The sequence below is a fragment of the Variovorax sp. V93 genome (assembly GCF_041154485.1).
GTDB lineage: Bacteria > Pseudomonadota > Gammaproteobacteria > Burkholderiales > Burkholderiaceae_C > Variovorax > Variovorax beijingensis_A.
In genome coordinates this window covers 794,148-811,241 of the sequence record NZ_AP028670.1, presented here as the reverse complement: position 1 = coordinate 811,241, position 17,094 = coordinate 794,148, and the positions used below count along the sequence as shown (strand labels likewise).

The following is a 17,094-nucleotide window of genomic DNA, read 5'->3' as shown; positions in this document are numbered from 1 at the left end:
GGGCGCAGCAATGAATTCTGCTTGATCGTTCAGATAAAAGCCCAGTCGGCGCGCGAGTCGCGAATACTTGAAGCCGGCCCGTATTTTGTAAGCACAAAGCTTTATTCAATTAATTATTGAAAACAAACTCATTAAATGCTTTTTGTTTCAAATTGATTGCACATTTCAATGAGTTACTGTCATGATGTTTGGGTTACTGAATGCAAGAATAAGTGAGGCTTGCGTATGTTGCACGCAAAACATCTCGTCATATATTTGGCCGTTTTAGTTTCTGCCCAGCTCGGCACAACGTCAGCCACTGCCCAAGAAGCAGTTGTGCCATGCGCCGTAGAAACTTCCTCAAGCGGATTTTATGCGGAGCCTCTTCTCAAATTCGAACTCCCTCCGTTTAGGATTTTATATGCCGTGGCAGGCACCCATGCGGTCATAGATACAACGGATTTGAACTCAAATGGAATTCCTGATTATGTCGAGAACGTAGCACGTCAAGCTGATTTCATGCGTCGGGCACTCAACAGCTTAGGATTTCGTGATCCACTTGAGAGTTCACGTTACCGTGCAGCCAAGTACATCGATATTTCGGTGAGAGATATCGGAGCAAGCAACGGCATCGCCTATGACGAACCAGCGGTTTATCCTAATGTTCCCATAAAAACCAATAACTGTGCGCTCTTGATTTCGATATCGCGGAGTTTGGCTGTATTTCCGGGGACGTGGGCTGTCGTTGGACATGAGTTATTTCATCTCTATCAAAACTCATATTCAATGTTCAAAGCATCATGGTTTATGGAGGGAACAGCGAGATGGTCTGAGTATGCGATTCGTAGCGGCTTCGCCAACACTGTGAGTACCACGCCACTCCCCAGCTCTGCTCAAGCCATGCAAACAAACGTCTACTCCCAGTCCTATCCTATGGCCTTCTGGGATCGCCTGATTCAGCAGGTAGATGCCTCGCCGGATAATGTGATTGATCTACCAGCTTCCTTGACTAGCGCGACGTATGTTGACGGAACGCTAATAATGAAGGATATCTATTTGAAGGGCGCTCCTTTCATTCAATCCTTACTTCAAGGACTTGAATCCGAAAGCAATGTGCTTACCGCATTGAACTCATGGCCCACATATGGATGGCAAGAAACAGATCAGAAGGACGTAATACACGATCCTCGCATATTAAAAGTGATCCAGCGTGCGGTCCGAAATACGGGTGTCAGCAATGTGGAAATCAATGGATTTTTGGCTATCCCGTAAAGTTTTCTTAGGATGAATTCGAGTGAACATGCTTTGAAGAAGTAGCGCCCAACCGGCTCTTTTCTACTCCGCTTCCCTTCGACCAATCGGATGTCGCGCTCAAAACTGCATCACCAGCGCTGAGTCCACGGTGAGACTGACCACGAACGGCTGCTTCAGGCCTCGATTTTTCGGGACACCGACTGTCAGGTTGGTCGAATCAATCAGCGGTTGCCCGTCTCTCGAAACACGAACTTTAGAACGTACGTGCGTTCTCCCAGTCGTCCTCGAAGGCGTCAAGGTACTTGCAGAGTCAGCGATGGCTGATCAGCCGTTTCGCTCGATTGCTAGACGGTCCAGAAAGTGGGCCTGGAGCCTTTCTGGATCGACCTTGAAATCAGCCAATCTCGGAAGCGAACCGGGTTCGGGCTTTTCGGCATCGTCTCGCCGCTCCGTTCGGCAGGTTCAAAATGGGCGGAGTTCCACCCTTACGAAACACATGAAAACCGCTACGTCCGTCGCGGCCCTTGTCCTGGCCACCTGCTTCGCCGTGGCGCCCCACGCCCAGGCTGCGGAGAACCCGTCGCCCTACGCCGGCCCGCTGTTCGACACGCACCTGCACTACAACCAGGAAGCCTGGGACGGCAACACCGGCCCCTATCCGCCCCCCGAGGCGCTCGCGCGCATGCAGCGCAACAACGTGACGGCCATCATTGCCAATTCGCGGCCCAACGCAGGCACGCAAACGCTGGCCGCCGCGCGCGAAACCCGCGACGCGGGCGTGACCGTGGTGCCTTTCGTGCGGCTGTACCGCAACCGCGACGACTACAGCAACTGGTTCCGCGACGAGACCATCCACGACATGGTGCAGGCCGAGCTGGCGCGCGGCACCGCGAGCGGACCCTACCGCGGGCTCGGCGAGTTCCACCTGTACGACAGCGCCAATGCGAATGGCCCAGTGGCGAAGAAGCTGATCGCGCTGGCGGAGCGCCAGAAGCTCGCGGTGCTCGCGCATGTCGACGACGTGGCGATCGACCTCCTGATGGCCAACGCGCCGTCGAAGGGCCGGGACCTTCGCCTGATCTGGGCCCACACCGGCATCGGCGGCGCGCCCATCGAGCGGGTGCAGGCACTGCTGGAACGCTATCCGCTGCTGATGGGTGAACTCTCGTACCGGCCCGGGCTGACCTGCGAGGGCGGCAGGCTGTGCCCCGAGTGGCGTGCGCTGATCCTCAAGTACCCGGGGCGCTTCATGATCGGCTCCGACACCTGGGTGAACCAGCGCTGGAGCGCCTACGACGAGATCATGCGCGGCTACCGCACCTGGCTCGGCGACCTGCCCCCCGATGTGGCGCGGCGCATTGCCTGGGGCAACGCGGCCGCGCTGTTCGACCTGCGCTGAGCGCTTCGGTCGCTCAGTTGCGGGGCGCGCCGTCCGGCTGCGGCTGCAGCCATCGGCCGGCCTGCTCGCGCAGCGCCTCGATCTGCTGCCGGACCAGCGCCAGCTCGGTGCGGAAAAGCTTCGCCGCGTGATCGCTGGCATCGCTTTCCTGGGGCACTGTTTCCGGCGGCGCAGGATCCACCGGCTCGGCGCTCGCTTCGCCGGCATCCGGCGAGCCGCCTTCCATGTACGACGCCAGCGCATCGAGCGCCGCCGCGGCGCCTTCGGCTTCCGCGCGCAGCGCTTCCAGCTGCTGCGGCGCAGGCAGCGCCACGCGGTGCGCGCCGAGCGCCGAGAGGTAGCTCAGCAGCGTGTGCGACTGGATCAGGAAGCGCAGCGCCGTGCCCGCGCGCGGCCGCACGAAGCCGGGTTCGCGGAACATCTCGAACACGGCGGTGGACAGCGTCGCATCGGCGTTGTGGGCGTTGCGCCTCGCGAGCCGGTAGGCCAGGTCGTCGCGCGCGCCCGAGCGGTACTGGCCCGCGATCTGCCGCAGGTAGTGCGCATGGTTGCGCAGCGCCGCGGCCGCCAGGTCGCTGAAGCGCCGCGCCTGCCAGTGCGGCAGCACCAGCAGCATCGCGAGCGCGGCGATCAGGCTGCCGATGGCGGTGTCGATCAGGCGCGGCACCATCAGCGCGTCGCTGTCGCCCACCTGGTTGAAGCACATCAGCACCAGCACCGTGACGGCGGCCGTCGCCAGCAGGTAGCGGGTCGCGCGCGTGGCGAAGAAGAACACGCCCGCGGCCACCGCGAGGAGCGACTGCGCCCAGGGCTGCGGGAAGAGCACCAGCAGCGCCCAGCCGGCCACCACGCCGAGCGCCGTCCCGGCGATGCGCTGGCCGACGCGCGACACCGTGTCGCCCCAGGCCTGCTGGCAGACGAACAGCGTGGTCAGCAGGATCCAGTAGCCGCGCACCGGGTGGATCAGCAGCATGACGCCGTAGCCGGCCACCAGCGCCACCGCCAGCCGCAGCGCATGGCGGAACAGCGCCGAGCGCGGCGTCAACTGGCGCCGCACGCGTTCCGCCATCTCGCGTCCGGAGCGTGGCGAGCGGTCGAACAACCCCATGTCGGCGCGTCCGGCCCGGGCCGACGGTTCGGTGGCGCCGGCGAGCTGCCGCTCGAGCTGCGCCAGGTTCCACGCCAAGGCCTCGACGGACGCGAGCAGCGCCACCCGGCGCGGTTCGCGCAGCTGCGCGCGCTCGTGATCGATGGCGCTTTGCAGTTCAGCGAGCGCGTGGCCGGTGGTCGGATCGGCGGCAAAAGGCTCGCGCCGCTCGATGGACAGGGCGAGCCGCCGGCAGGCCTCGCCCTGCAGGGTCAGCACGCGCTGGCAGCGATAGAGCAGGTCGCTGTGGAAGAAGGCATCGGCCAGCGCGTTGTAGTCCTCGTGCGAGGAGGTCGCGCGTTCGTGCACGTCCTGCGCGATCAGGTAGAGGCCGCGGTAGCGCACGATGCGGCCCGTGGGCGCGCGCGTGCTGCCGATGCGCCGGAAGATGCCTTCCTTGGCGGCGTTGAGTTCACCCACCACTTGCGTGTTGAGCTGCGCGAGCGACAGCCGCTTGCGCTCCATGTCGATGCCGCGCAGCGGCTCGAAGAGCGAGGCCTTGAAGCACACGTAGTCGCCCAGCACGCGGAACAGCCCCGCCAGCTGCGCCTGCACCGGCTGCGCCGGAAAGAGCGTGCACCACGCCACCGAGAACACGCCATACCAGGCCGCGCCCGCCAGCAGCCACAGCGCCTCGCCGAGCCGGCCGGTGCCGCCAGGGGCGGCCGCGCTGCCGTCGATGCCCAGCATGGCGTAGATCGCCAGCGCGAGCGTCGCAAAGCCGACGGCCTTGTAGCGAGGCTCGATCGCGCCCAGCATCGTCAGCGAGAACGCGGCCAGCGCCAGCCCCGGGACGAAGAGCAGAGGGTGGTCGATCCACGAAACCACCGCAAACGCCGCCGCCGCGAAGCATGCCAGCGTGACGGCCTGCGCGCGCAGCCGGCCCTGGCCGCTGTCGTCGGTTTCGGCCAGTGCGCTGGCAATGGCGCCCAGGAACAGCGGCATCATGGCTTCCGCATGCCCGCTGAGGCTGCCGATGGCCATCAGGCTGCCGAGCGTGAGCAACACCCGCAGCGGCTGGGCGTGGCCGGCCATCCGGCGAAGCCGCTGGTGAAAAAGATCGAGGGAGATAGAAGACATTGCCATCGTTTTGCACGATGCGTGCCAGCGCGCGGCCTGTTCTGCGGCCGCCTCCGCAGCATTCAGCCCGCCTCCGGCCACCGGTGCCGCGTGCCGCCCGCGCGCCGGTCGGCCTTCTCCGCCACCACGCCCTGTGCGCTCAGCGCGCTCGCGCGCTGTTCGAGATGCTGCAGGCACTGCAGGAAGATGTCGATCTGCGCGGGCTCGATGCCGGCGAGCAGATCGGTGTTGAGGGCCGCAATGCGCGGAAACACCCGCTCGAAGAGCTGCCGGCCCGAGGGGCTCAGCCGCACATGCACGCCGCGCCGGTCTTCCTCGTCCTGTCGGCGCGAGACCAGCTTCTTCTCGACCAGGCTGCGCAGGCCGCGCGAGGTGCGCACGCGGTCCAGCTGCAGGTGCGCGGCCAGCGCCGAGGAGCTCATCTCGCCGTGCTGCGCGAGCATGCCGATCATTCCCCACTCGCGCCGCGTGATGCCGAAGCCGCCCTCGACCAGGCGCGTGGCCATGCCGCTCGCGTTGCGCACGGCGCGCGACAGCCGGTACAGCAGCAGCTCGTCCAGGGAGCGGGGCGCGCGCAGGGCGCTGGCGTCGGGGAGGGCTGGCATGCCTTGCGTGTCGTGCATCAGGTCGGGGCCGTCAAGGCGGTGTCGTTCGCGCGCCTCGCGCGGAAATGATGGATTAGATCAACTGTTTGTTGCGTGCGTATAACCATGTAACAAATGACACGGGAAGAAACGAGTGTGGACCGGCGATTGTCGCCGTGAAGTCCTGCGCGTGCCCGGTCGCCACCACTGCAAGCAGGAAGAAGATCCGATGACCGCATTCCTTTCCCGGCGCAAGCTCACGGCATGGTGCCTGGCGCTCGCCGCCGGTGCCGCTCCCCTGGCCCACGCTCAGGCGCCCGCGCTCGATGGCGCGCTCACGCTCGTGGTCGGCTACACCGCCGGCGGCAGCACCGACCGCATCGCGCGCCTGGTCGCCGAGCGGCTGGGCCCGAAGCTCGGCGTGGCCGTCACGGTGGAGAACCGCCCCGGCGAAGGCGGCCGGCTCGCGGCCAAGGAGCTCAGGCGCGCGCCCGCGTCGCAGAACGTGCTGATGCTCGGCAACCCCGCGGTGATGGTGGTGGCGCCGCTGGTCTTCAAGGATGCGGGCTACGACGCCGAGAAAGACTTCGTGCCCGTGTCGCAGGTCAGCAGCTACGACTTCGCGCTGGCCGTGGGCAACAAGCTGCAGCTCGACCGCGCGATGTTCTTGGTCGGCCGGCTCTGGGCGCATCCGGAAGAGGCCGTCTTCGGCGTGCCGGCCACCGGCAGCCTGCCGCACTTCTTCGGCCTGATGGTGGGCGACGCGCTGAGCGTGCAGCCGCAGATCAAGGGCTACGGCGGCTCGGCGCCGCTGTCGGCCGACTTGAGCGGCGGCAGCCTGCCGATCGCCATCGACACGCTCGACTCGCTCTACGGCCAGCACGTGGCCGGCAAGATCCGCATCCTGGCCGTGTCGGGCAAGAAGCGCGTGAGCTTCGCGCCGACCATCCCCACTTTCCGCGAGGCCGGCATGAAGATCGATGCCGACGGCTGGAACACCTTCTTTGCCCCGGCCTCGATGCCGCCGGCCAAGGTGCAGCTGCTGGCCACCAGGATCCGCGAGGTCATGGAGGACCCGGCGCTGCAGAAGGCCGCCAACGCCGCCTACATCACGCCCGTCGTCAGCACGCAGGCCGAGACCGTGCAGATGCTCAAGGCCTTCCGCCAGCAATGGGAGCCGGTGGTGCGCCGCTCGGGCTTCCAGCCCTGAACGGTCCCGCGGCGCCGTTGCTTCGGGCCGGCGGCAAGCCCGGGTATCGGCCTCGCCCATTGGCGCCATGCGGAGGCATCTACGCTGCTTCAGCGAACCATGCCTTGGGCACCTTCACCGGCATCGCCAGAAGGATCTGCCCCATGCCCTTGCCCAGCGGGTCGTTGCGCAGCGACGCCATGCCGCCGCCCCCCAGCGCCTGCTCGCAGACAAAGTTGAAGGCCGCGATGCCTGGCAGCTCGTAGCGCACGACCTTTCCCTCGATCAAGTGCGACAGGTGCTCGGCCACGCGCGCTTCGCTCAGTTGCTGACGCAGCACGGGCAGCCAGTCGGGCTTGCGCGCGATCACGCCGATGTTGGAGATGTCTCCCTTGTCTCCCGACCGCGCCCAGGCGACCGCGATCAGCGGAACTTCGACCGTCTCGCTGGCGGCAAGCGCAGCCGGCTCCACGACCGCTTGTGCGACTGGTTCGCCAGCTACCCGCGATGGAATGTCGCGCTCTGATGAGTCCTCGGGTATTGAAATCGCTGTGCCGTTCAGAACCACGGCGGGCTTCAATTTGCGCTTGTCCAGCAGGAAGGCGTATTGCCGGATCAATGGTGAAACCCCCGGCCGCCCACCGATGCCCGTCGTACCGGGCGCCCAGGACGTGCCGGCGGACGCCACCTCGGATGCGAGAAGTTGCAGGGCCGCCTTGTCGGTGTGGCGCGCCGTCAGGCGCAAGATCGCTTCACGGGTCTGCGCCACCGCGGGGTTGGCGAGTGGGCCGTAGCAGGACTCGGCGCCGAGCACCTCGATGTGGGTCGCGCTGAAGGGCGGTAGTCCTTGTGCTTTCAGCAGCTCACCCGCACGCGTGAGGATTGCCTCGCCCGTGCGCCGCGCCTTGGCCACGGCGTCGAAGCCGACGATGGTCAGTTGCGCCGAGGTTTTGTAGCCGTCCAGGTAGGTGGCGCAGACCTTGTAGCTGTCGGTGGGTGGGCGGCCGCGCGCACCCGTCACCCGCACATGCTCCGGGCCTGTCCGAGTGATCTGCACCTGCGTGAAGTCGCACACCACGTCGGGCAGCAAGTAGCTGGCCGGGTCGTGAACTTCGTACAGCAATTGCTCGGCCACGCATTGCGGCGCAATCAGTCCCCCGGTGCCCTTGGGCTTGGTGACGCTGAAGCTTCCGTCCGCCGAACATTCGACGATGGGGTAGCCGATGTGGGGCCAGTCGGGCACCGACTGCCAATCGGTGTGAAGCCCGCCGGTGCCCTGGCAGCCGCATTCGATGATGTGGCCGGCCAAGCTGGCGCCGGCGAGTTCGTCGTATTGGTGCGGCGTCCAGGCGAACTCGTGCATCAGCACGCCCAGTGTCACGGCCGAATCGACACAGCGGCCGGTGATGACGATTTGCGCGCCAGCATCCAGCGCTGCCTTGATGGGAACGGCGCCCAGATAGGCATTGGCGGTGACGACCTGGGCGGGTAGCGGCGCGCCGCTTTGCAGCTCGGCGACGGGTGGCTGGGCGTTGCGCAGCTCGGGCAGCAAAGGCATCGCGTCATCGCCAGTGACCACGGCGATTCGCACATCAACCCCGAGCGCCTTGGCCAGTGTGGCCACAGCATCCGCGCAGCCCTGCGGATTCACGCCACCGGCGTTGCTGACCACGCGGATGTTCCTGGTCACCACGTCCTTGAGAACGCTTTTCATGGCAACGGACACGAAGTCCGTGGCATAGCCGAGCTCTGGCTTCTTGATGCGCGCGGCGGCCAGAATGGACATGGTGAGTTCGGCCAGGTAGTCGAACACCAGGTAGTCGATCTGGCCGCTTTGCACGAGTTGCGTGGCGCCCACGCCGCTGTCGCCCCAGAAGCCGGAGGCGCCCCCGATGCGGATGGTCTTGTTCACGATCTGACTCTCCAACGGTCGGCGGATGCGGTTCGGTTCATTCGGGCTGAATGCCTGCGGCCTTGATGACGCGACCCCATTTGCCGGACTCGTTCGCCTGGAACTGCGCCAGCTGCTCGGGTGTGCTCAAGGCCTCCTCCCCGCTGGTCTTGACCAGAAACTCTTTGGCAAGCGGCGTGGCCGAAGCCTTCGCCAGCCAGCCATTGAATTTCTGCACGATGGCCTGCGGGGTGCGGGCCGGCAGGTAGACCGCCGTCCAATACGACATGTCGTAGTCTTTCACGCCGGCTTCGTCCACCGTCGGGATGTTGGGGGCGGCGGCGATGCGCCTGGGGCCGCTCACGGCCAGCGCACGCAGCTTGCCGCCTTCCACCTGGGGCAGCGCCGTGGGGGCATCGGCGAACATGAAGTCCACCTGTCCGCCCATGAGGTCGGTGATGGCCATCGGGTTGCTCTTGTACGGCACGTTGACCATGTCCACGCCCGCCATCTGCTTGAGCAGCTCGCTGGCCACGCGGCTGGACGACGAGCCGCTGCCGAAGTTCAGCTTGCCCGGCGACTTCCTGGCAGCGGCGATGAGGTCGCCCACCGACCTGTACGGCGAATCCGGGCGCACCAGCAGCAGCATGTAGCCCTTGGACAGCAGGCTCACCGGCGCAAAGTCCTTCACCGGGTCGTAGGGCAGCTTCTTGAAGAGGTGCTCGTTGGCCGACTGGGTGGTGTTGGTCGTGATCAGCACCGTGTAGCCGTCCGGCGGCGCCTTGGCCACGTACTGGGCCGCAAGGAAGCCGCTGGCACCGGCGCGGTTGTCCACCACGATGGGCACCTTGACTTCGTCACCCATCGCCTGGGCGAACACGCGGGCCATCTGGTCGGTGCCGCTGCCGGCCGCGAAAGGCACCACCAGCGTGATCGGCTTGCTCGGAAAGGTGTCCGCCTGCGCGGCTGGCAGGCCCAGGGCGCAGGTGGCCGCTGCAAGCAGCAGCCCGATTCGGTGGCGGGGATGAATCATGTGGTCTCCTTTTGTTCGATGGGGCCGGCGATCAGACAGGTACGAATTCCGGCAGGCCGTAGTGGGCGTTGTGTTCGCCCAGGCGCGGCGCGGATGCGGTGATGGCGGGACGCTGCCCGTCGAAGGACAGCGGAGATGCCGTGAGGCGGAAGTCCTCGCCGGGCACACGTGCCAACAGGTCCAGCGCTTGCACCTGCGGATCGTCCAGCGCTTGCGGAACGCTGTTGATGGGCGCGCAGGGCACGCCCGCGGCCTCGAGGCGCTCGACCCATTCCGCAAGCGGACGCATCTTCAGCAGGGGCGCCAGTTCCGCCAGCATTTCCGCCTTGTGCGCCAGGCGCGCCCTGTTCGTTGCGAATCGCTCGTCGTCCAGCCATTGACGCTGGTCCAGGACCTCGGCCAGCTTGGCGAAGAGCCGGTCGTTGCCACAGCAGATGAGCAGCGGCCCGTCGGCCGTGTCGAAGGCCTCGTAGGGGACGAAGCCGGGATGGCCCGACCGGTGGCGCTCGGGCAGGCGTCCTTCGTTCAGGTAGGCATCGCTCTTCTGGCCGTTCCAGACCAGGGCCGTTTCGAGCAGCGACGTCTGCAGCATGCCGCCGCGTCCGGTCTGCGCGCGCCGGTGCAGCATGGCCAGCACGCCGATCACGAGCCACATGCCGCTGCCCTGGTCGCACACCGAGGCGCCGGAGCGAAGCGGCGGATCATCCGGTCCGCCATTGGTACTCGAGAGACCGCTGAACGCCTGGATCAAGGGTTCGTAGCCGGGTTGCATTGCCATGGGCCCCCGGTGGCCGAAGGCGGAAATTTCGCCGTAGATCAAGCGCGGATGGCGCGCGCACAACGACGGGCCGTCGATGCCCAGCGCCTTGGGCACGTCCGGCCGCAGGTTGTGGATGCAGACATCGGCCTGCGCGAGCAGTTGTTCGAGGCTGGCGCGACCTGCCTCCGACCGCAGGTCCAGTGCAACGGAGCGCTTGCCGCGATTGAAGATGTGGAAGATCAGTGCGTCGCCGTGGCGATAGGCCGGGCCCATGCGGCGTGCATCGTCGCCACCTTCGACGCGCTCGACCTTCGCGACCTCCGCCCCCAGGTCCGCCAGGATGGCGCCGGCAAACGGGCCCGCCAGCACTTGGCCGAGTTCGACCACACGCACGCCCGCAAGGGGGGCCGCTGCCGCAGTGTTCATTTCTGTCTCCTTGTGGGGCCAGTCTAGGCAGCCGGCACTGATATGGGAATGCTCAAGAGAGGTTTTCTGTGATAACTTAATTGGATCACTGGGACCCCGCATGCGCCTGAACCTGAGTCTTCGCCAACTGGAAGTCATCGTCGAAGTCGACGAGGCGGGGAGCTTCCGGGCGGCGGCGCGCAAGCTGGGCGTTTCCCAGCCTGCACTCAGCCGCACGCTGCGGCTGGCGGAAGAGGCGCTTGGCACACGGCTGTTCGACCGTGACACCCGGCGCGTGACGATCACCCCGGCCGGGCAGGAGTTGCTGCACATTGCCCGCCGCGTGCTGGGTGACTTCGACAGCGCGCTGAGTGAACTCGGTCACTTCATGAAGGGGTACCGCGGGCAAGTCAACGTGGCCGCGCTGCCGTCCATGAGCGTTGCGCTCTTGCCCTCGGCCATCGCCACCTTCAGGCAGCAGCACCCGCAGGTGGAGTTCAAGCTGCAGGAACTGACGGCCGAGCCGTTGCTGGCCGCGGTGGAAGGGGGCAGGGCCGATTTCGGCCTGTGCGCGAAGCCGGCGCCGGATCAGCGGCTGCGCTACCAGCCGCTGCAGGACGATCCGATGATGCTGGTGTGCCGTGAAGACGACCCGGTCGCAGCCCGCGCCAATGCGCCGTGGTCCATCCTGGCCGACAGGCCTTACATCGGCGTTCAATCTGGCAGCAGCATTCGCCCGATCATCGACAGTGTCTTCGTCCGGAAAAGGCTCGCGGTGCGCGCGGCATTCGACGCGCCGAGTGTGGCCGCGTGCTGCGCGTTGGTGAAGGAAGGTCTCGGCATCGCTGCGCTGCCGCGGCTTTCGCTCGGATTGGCCGATATGCGCGATCTGGCGGCCATCCCGCTCGTACAGCCGGCGACCTTCCGGTCGGTGGGCATCGTCACCCGGATCGGCCGCACCCTGGCCCCGGCCAGCCTGGCGTTCATGAGAACCTTGATCCAGCAGAGGCCCTAGGGCGAGCAGGCGGAGAAGGCAAAGCATCTGCAACCGCATCGCAGGCGGAGGAGGCGTGCACTGAAATGACCGACCGACTTGGCGCCGCACAGCTGCCGGTGGAACTCGGCGGGTCAAGGAGTCAACGTCCAGTCCATTTCGATCGACGGTTTGATGCGCCCGCAAGCCGCGCGCCGACGCACCCAGCTGCGGCTGGGAACGCGCTGGCGTGGGCACAGGTGCAACGCTTCTTGGCGTCGTCAAGCATCCGCATGCTGTCTGCCCCATGATGCAACCGGGCTTGCGGCGTTTGGCGGACGCGGGCCATCGACATCGCCCTTGACCTCAGCATCGGAGCCCCTATGAACGACAAACACCCCACCCAGATTGCGACGACCCTGGCAGCCGAAGATCGGCTTCGGCTGGAGTCGCTTCGCATGCGCCGGCGCGCCCACCGGCAAGCCAGATCGGCCAAACCGCCGACGGCTCCCGAGCATCTCTTGCCACCCGAGCCGACCCGCGGTCAACGCCTGGCCGACGCGGTGGCCGCAACCGTCGGGTCGTGGCGCTTCATCATCTTCCAGAGCACGGCCATCGTGCTGTGGATCGTCGGCAACGCGATGACCGGGAAGGGCGCTTGGGACCCGTATCCGTTCATCCTCCTGAACCTGCTCCTGTCGTTCCAGGCGGCCTACACCGCGCCGGCAATCATGATGAGCCAGAACCGGCAGTCCGAGCAGGACCGGCGCCACGCCGAAACCGACTACGAGATCAATGTCAAGGCGGAGTTGGAGATCGAACTTCTGCACGAGAAGATCGACCTCCTGAAGGAACGCGAACTGCTGGCGCTGACCGACGCGGTGCGCGCCCTGACCCGGCGGATCGAAGGGTTGTCGGAACGCCCGACCTGAGTCCTTCTCCACCAAGCCGCAGCGCAAGGCACAGGCGCGGCCCCGGCGCGAACCCGTCCCCCGAATGCGGGGGCGCTGGGTTGAATGGGGGTATCACATGGCAGCCTCATTGGGCGAATCGGAATCCGGTCGGGCCGAAGCTCATTCGCAGAGCTTGATCCAGCGTTCGAGTCGACTCACCACGCGAGAAGTATTGAGTCGGCCGATCGAGCCTTCCATGTCCTCGGTGCCTTCGCTTTGGCACAGCAGCACAACCTCTTCACGCGCCTCGCCGGTGCCGAAGAAACCTTCACGGTCGAGCTGTTCCATCGCGGCAATGCAAGCCTCGAAGAGGCCTGCGTGCAGGACGTCGAACTCAACGTCGCAAGGCAAGTCGCTGCGGTGGCATGCCAGGATCATGCGGTAAGCGATATCGAGGAACTCACCGCCCTCCTCGTAGGGCCACTCGGCGAAGTGCCAGACCTCGCTTTCATCGTCCATGTCACCCAGAGCGCTCAAGGCGAGATTGCCGGCAGCGTGGACGATGGTCATTGCACCGTCATCGCTGCCAAGCGCGAAAAGGCGGATGGTCTCGTCAGGATGGGCCGCGCGGATGGCCTGGAAGGCGCGGCGAGCACCTTCGCGGATCTCAGTGGTGAGCAAAGGAAAGTCGATGCGAGCGGGATCGTGTATGCCTTGGCGCACCCGTTTGTAGCCCTGCGCCTCGATTTCTTTGCCGCGCTGCACGAGGGCATCCTTTGCGGCTTGGGGACTTGCGAACTCGGTGACCATGGAGTGCCCCATGGTTATCACCTTTCCGTTTGCACTCCACAGCGAACTGCCGAATTGGCGCAGTTCGTGAAAGTCCGTGGGCACGTCGTTGTCGAAGCGGTAGAACAGTGACCAGGTCATGGGCGGGGAACTCCTTCAGGGGGCGCAATGCCGCCATGAGCCTTTTTGTCGATGGCTTTTCAAGCGGCTTCTTTCAGCCGAATTTTGCCGGAGCGGCGATCCGTATCGACGCGGTGTGGCAGGCGGCCGAACCGCCGGACGTGGGCGCAGGCGCTGAAACGACCGGTCGTGCGTAGCCTGCTTTCAGGTGGTCTAACCAGATCCAAACGTCATCATCTATCTGATCTGCCGATGCTTTCCATCGAAATTTAGAGGCTATTTTGATGGATCCAGCGAAGCTATTCTTTGTGCACTGCAACTCGCCGAGTTGCCAAAAACCCAAAGGAGCTTCATCAAATGACCAAGGTTCTTGTTCTTTATTACTCGTCCTACGGACACGTCGAGACGCTCGCGCAAGCCATTGCCGAAGGTGCCCGCAGCACCGGTGCGCAAGTCGACGTCAAGCGCGTTCCGGAAACCGTGCCGGAAGCGATCGCGCGAAACGCTCATTTCAAGCTGGACCAGGCCGCGCCCGTGGCAACGGTGGCCGAGCTCGAAAACTACGACGCTATCGTGATTGGCACGGGTACCCGGTTCGGACGTATGTCCTCGCAAATGGCAGCATTCCTGGACCAGGCGGGCGGGCTCTGGGCGCGCGGCGCGTTGAACGGGAAGGTAGGTGCGGCATTCACGTCGAGCGCCACGCAGCATGGCGGCCAGGAGACAACGCTGTTTTCGATCATCACCAACCTGCTGCACTTCGGCATGACTATCGTCGGGCTGCCTTATAGCCATGCGGGCCAGATGAGCGTCGACGAGATCGTTGGCGGCGCGCCTTATGGGGCGACCACCGTCGCGGGTGGCGACGGCTCGCGGCAGCCTACGGCCATCGACCTGGCTGGTGCCCAGCACCAGGGCGAGTTGGTGGCACGTACGGCGGCCAGGCTGCACGGGTGAGACCGGAGGAGGCGCGTCGCTGGCCGAGCGGGATCAGCTGCGGCGGCCCAGCTGGCCGGCATCTCTCAGCTGCTCCAGGAACCATCGCCCAGCTGGCCCTGGAGGCATGTCCTTTCTGTAGGCCGCGAGCATGGCGATGGGCGGCGTTTTCGGGTGGAACATCTCCAGCGTGATCGGCACCAGGGCGTCAGCTTCCAGGTCGGCGCGCACCATCGCGGCGGGCATGTGCCCCCAGCCGAACCCGGCACGCAGAAAAGCATGCTTCGCACCCAGATCGGCCAGCTTCCAGGTGAGCGCGGAAAACACCCCAAAGCTCTTTCCTTCCGTCATGGCCGTGCGATCAGTGAGCACCAGCTGCACATGCTGCGACAGTTCGGCCGAAGAGATGACCCCCTTGCTCTTGGCCAACGGGTGGAACGGCGCCACAACAGTGATCATGGGGACGTCCAGCAGTTTCTCGGTATCCAGGCCTTCGGGTACCGTTGGCATCGAACCCATGATGCCGATGCGGCAACTGCCATTCAGCACTGGCTGAACAACAGCGCCAAGCGCCTCCACGTACAGCCTGAGTGGGGTGTGCGGGAAAGCCGCATGAAAGAGGCCCACCGCCGTCGTCAGCGACTCCATCGGATACATGACGTCGACGACCACTGAAAGCTCCGGCTCCAGCCCCTCGGCCATGGTGCGAGCCTTTGCCTTGAAACCGTCCATGCCAGACACCACCCGGCGTGCCTCTGCCAGAAGGGCAATGCCGGCTTCGGTCAGTTGTGGATACCGGGCGCTCCGGTCGAACAGCTGAACATCGATCTGGCCTTCGAGGTTTGCCAGGGTCTGGCTCACGACGGACTGGGCGCGCCGCAAGCGGCGACCTGCGGCCGAGAAGCTGCCTTCGTCCGCCGCGGCGATGAAAGTGCGCAGCTGATCCATTGAGACGCCGTCGAGCATGTATCTCCTCTATAGATGGTTCACATCGAAAGATATAGGCTTCGCAGAGAGAAGTCCAGCCTTTAACCTTTGGTTCGTTCTATGAATCCAAAGGAAATCCCAATGACCTCGACGACTTCCGTTCCGCCCGGGCTGCAGCGCTCGCCTGCAAGCCGCAACCGCGGCGTGGTGGCTCGCACCAGCGGGCGCACGCATGGACCCGTGGCACGCCTCGTCAGCCCTTCCGACATTGGAGAGCTGACCAAGCCTCTTGTGTTTGTCGACCATTTCGACATGGTGCCGAAGCGGGGATCGCTGTTTCCGTTGCATCCGCATTCGGGCATCGCGACCCCCGCCGTGCTGCTCTCCGGCGATCTGCGCTACGAGGACACCACGGGTGCGGCCGGAACCTTGTCCGGCGGAAGCATCGAGCGGATGCGCGCGGGAGGCGGGGTATGGCACGACGCCAGCCCGTCGAGCGACCGCCGTCTTCGGCACGAAGGGCGCATACCGCCGGCGGCGGGTGACCATCTTGTCAGGAGCTTTTTAATGAAGATCTGGAAGTACATCGAAGCGCACCACGAAGAGTTGGGAGCCGGCCTGTTCATCCTTCCGTGTCTCGTGGTGACCATGGCCGCAGCGGTGCTGGCGTTCTGGCTCGGACAACTGCTGCACTAAGAAAAAAGAGATGCCTGCCTGGGCATCTCTTCTTCATGGGCTGGCGCCCGTCTCAAGGTACCAGCACGAGCGCTCCATTCTTGGTGCGCGCCGCAATGGCTGCATGCGCCTCGGATGCATTGCGCAGGGCATACTCCGTGAACGGAACTTCTCCCAATACGCCCGTCCTGAAAGCATCGAAAACATCATTCACGGCCTGCGACACCCGGCCTGTCAGATAAGGCGCCATCGGACCGCCGACCATCTTGAGCTCCCGCTTTGCGGCCGCTTCCTTGTCGAAGGCCGGAGCGCCAGATGCGGCGCCGATGGAAACGACCACGCCGCCATCCTTTACCGAAGCAAGCGTTGCATCGAACGTCGACTTTCCGACGAACTCATACACCACGTCGACGCCGCCGGGCGCGATCTCCCGCACCCGTTGCGCCAGGTCTTGCGCATCCGATGGCAGCACATGGTCGATGGTGCCTTCCAGCGTCCGGCGTTTCTCGGGGCTTCCCGCGGTGCCGATGACTGTGGCGCCGCGCGCTTTTGCCCAGCGCGCGAGCAGGCTGCCAACGCTGCTCGAGGCGCCCTGGACGAGGATCGTCTCGCCGGGCTGCATCTGGTGGTAGCCGTTCAGCCCGGCCCAGGCGGTCAAGCCCTTGGTCAGGACGGCCGCAATCTGCCCTGCGCCGAGATCGTCGGGCACCGGCACCAATGCACTTGCGTCGATCAGGCGCACCTGGGTGTAGCTGCCCGGAGCGAGATAGTAGGCAACGCGCTGGCCTACCTTCAAGGCGCCGACGCCTGCTCCGAGAGCCTCGACGATGCCGACGCCCTCGACGCCAGGAACTGCAGGCAGCGGAACGGGGACGATGCCCCGGCGGAACATCGTATCGATGAAGTTCACGCCAATGGCCAGGTGGCGCAGGCGCACCTGTCCTTCGGACGGCGCCCCGACATCGGCCTGGTGCTCGGCCTGGAGAACTTCGGGGCCTCCGTAGGAATGAAAGCGAATGGTGGTGTTCATGATGGGTTTCAGAGTTCGAGAAGAAAAAAG

The 17,094-nt window shown here is 65.0% G+C and carries 16 protein-coding genes; 8 read left to right on the top strand and 8 right to left on the bottom strand.

Going from position 1 to position 17,094, the window contains the following annotated elements:
- The first annotated feature begins 219 nt into the window (after positions 1 to 219).
- Entirely contained in the window at positions 220 to 1,251 is a 1,032-nt protein-coding gene (locus ACAM54_RS29910) for a hypothetical protein (RefSeq protein ID WP_369651334.1), read from the top strand.
- A gap of 478 nt (positions 1,252 to 1,729) precedes the next feature.
- Positions 1,730 to 2,632 (top strand): amidohydrolase family protein, encoded by a 903-nt coding sequence (locus tag ACAM54_RS29905; protein WP_369651335.1) that lies wholly within the window; start codon positions 1,730 to 1,732, stop codon positions 2,630 to 2,632.
- Positions 2,633 to 2,645: 13 nt separating this feature from the next.
- Here ACAM54_RS29905 and yccS read toward each other — a convergent pair whose 3' ends face one another.
- Positions 2,646 to 4,859 carry a YccS family putative transporter gene (yccS, locus tag ACAM54_RS29900; RefSeq protein ID WP_369651336.1) on the bottom strand — a complete coding sequence of 738 codons (2,214 nt, stop codon included), beginning with the start codon at positions 4,857 to 4,859 and terminating at the stop codon, positions 2,646 to 2,648.
- A 62-nt stretch (positions 4,860 to 4,921) separates the two neighbouring features.
- Positions 4,922 to 5,464, bottom strand: a complete 543-nt coding sequence (locus ACAM54_RS29895; protein WP_307698120.1) for a MarR family winged helix-turn-helix transcriptional regulator — start codon at positions 5,462 to 5,464, stop codon at positions 4,922 to 4,924.
- Positions 5,465 to 5,672: 208 nt separating this feature from the next.
- Between ACAM54_RS29895 and ACAM54_RS29890 the strand changes: the two genes are divergently transcribed.
- On the top strand, positions 5,673 to 6,653 hold the full coding sequence (locus tag ACAM54_RS29890; RefSeq protein ID WP_369651337.1) for a tripartite tricarboxylate transporter substrate-binding protein: 981 nt from the start codon (positions 5,673 to 5,675) through the stop codon (positions 6,651 to 6,653).
- Positions 6,654 to 6,732: 79 nt separating this feature from the next.
- On the opposite strand, the gene ACAM54_RS29885 is transcribed toward ACAM54_RS29890, so the two are convergent.
- The 3 genes from ACAM54_RS29885 to ACAM54_RS29875 are packed head-to-tail and all read right to left on the bottom strand — an operon-like array spanning position 6,733 to position 10,742.
- Positions 6,733 to 8,547 (bottom strand): acyclic terpene utilization AtuA family protein, encoded by a 1,815-nt coding sequence (locus ACAM54_RS29885; RefSeq protein WP_369651872.1) that lies wholly within the window; start codon positions 8,545 to 8,547, stop codon positions 6,733 to 6,735.
- 34 nt (positions 8,548 to 8,581) lie between these two features.
- Positions 8,582 to 9,556 carry a Bug family tripartite tricarboxylate transporter substrate binding protein gene (locus ACAM54_RS29880; protein ID WP_369651338.1) on the bottom strand — a complete coding sequence of 325 codons (975 nt, stop codon included), beginning with the start codon at positions 9,554 to 9,556 and terminating at the stop codon, positions 8,582 to 8,584.
- A gap of 31 nt (positions 9,557 to 9,587) precedes the next feature.
- The gene (locus tag ACAM54_RS29875) at positions 9,588 to 10,742 is read right to left on the bottom strand and encodes a CaiB/BaiF CoA transferase family protein (RefSeq protein ID WP_369651339.1); all 1,155 of its coding nucleotides are present in this window, start codon (positions 10,740 to 10,742) and stop codon (positions 9,588 to 9,590) included.
- Positions 10,743 to 10,842: 100 nt separating this feature from the next.
- Here ACAM54_RS29875 and ACAM54_RS29870 point away from each other — a divergent pair, with 100 nt between their 5' ends.
- Together ACAM54_RS29870 and ACAM54_RS29865 are read left to right on the top strand one after the other, a co-directional pair.
- On the top strand, positions 10,843 to 11,736 hold the full coding sequence (locus ACAM54_RS29870) for a LysR family transcriptional regulator (RefSeq protein ID WP_369651340.1): 894 nt from the start codon (positions 10,843 to 10,845) through the stop codon (positions 11,734 to 11,736).
- 341 nt (positions 11,737 to 12,077) lie between these two features.
- Positions 12,078 to 12,626, top strand: coding sequence for a DUF1003 domain-containing protein (locus tag ACAM54_RS29865; protein WP_369651341.1), 549 nt, complete (start codon positions 12,078 to 12,080; stop codon positions 12,624 to 12,626).
- A 141-nt stretch (positions 12,627 to 12,767) separates the two neighbouring features.
- Here the strand turns inward: ACAM54_RS29865 and ACAM54_RS29860 are convergent, their stop codons facing one another.
- Complete coding sequence (locus ACAM54_RS29860; protein ID WP_225613151.1) at positions 12,768 to 13,517, bottom strand: DUF4303 domain-containing protein; 750 nt, start codon at positions 13,515 to 13,517, stop codon at positions 12,768 to 12,770.
- A 35-nt stretch (positions 13,518 to 13,552) separates the two neighbouring features.
- Here ACAM54_RS29860 and ACAM54_RS29855 point away from each other — a divergent pair, with 35 nt between their 5' ends.
- Complete coding sequence (locus ACAM54_RS29855; RefSeq protein ID WP_186454244.1) at positions 13,553 to 13,693, top strand: hypothetical protein; 141 nt, start codon at positions 13,553 to 13,555, stop codon at positions 13,691 to 13,693.
- Between the two features lie 160 nt (positions 13,694 to 13,853).
- Positions 13,854 to 14,453, top strand: coding sequence for an NAD(P)H:quinone oxidoreductase (gene wrbA, locus ACAM54_RS29850; RefSeq protein ID WP_145746369.1), 600 nt, complete (start codon positions 13,854 to 13,856; stop codon positions 14,451 to 14,453).
- Between the two features lie 33 nt (positions 14,454 to 14,486).
- Here wrbA and ACAM54_RS29845 read toward each other — a convergent pair whose 3' ends face one another.
- On the bottom strand, positions 14,487 to 15,398 hold the full coding sequence (locus tag ACAM54_RS29845) for a LysR family transcriptional regulator (protein ID WP_145746368.1): 912 nt from the start codon (positions 15,396 to 15,398) through the stop codon (positions 14,487 to 14,489).
- A 102-nt stretch (positions 15,399 to 15,500) separates the two neighbouring features.
- Here ACAM54_RS29845 and ACAM54_RS29840 point away from each other — a divergent pair, with 102 nt between their 5' ends.
- Complete coding sequence (locus ACAM54_RS29840) at positions 15,501 to 16,055, top strand: pirin family protein (RefSeq protein ID WP_369651342.1); 555 nt, start codon at positions 15,501 to 15,503, stop codon at positions 16,053 to 16,055.
- 52 nt (positions 16,056 to 16,107) lie between these two features.
- On the opposite strand, the gene ACAM54_RS29835 is transcribed toward ACAM54_RS29840, so the two are convergent.
- The gene (locus tag ACAM54_RS29835) at positions 16,108 to 17,064 is read right to left on the bottom strand and encodes a zinc-binding dehydrogenase (RefSeq protein WP_369651343.1); all 957 of its coding nucleotides are present in this window, start codon (positions 17,062 to 17,064) and stop codon (positions 16,108 to 16,110) included.
- Positions 17,065 to 17,094: the final 30 nt, after the last annotated feature.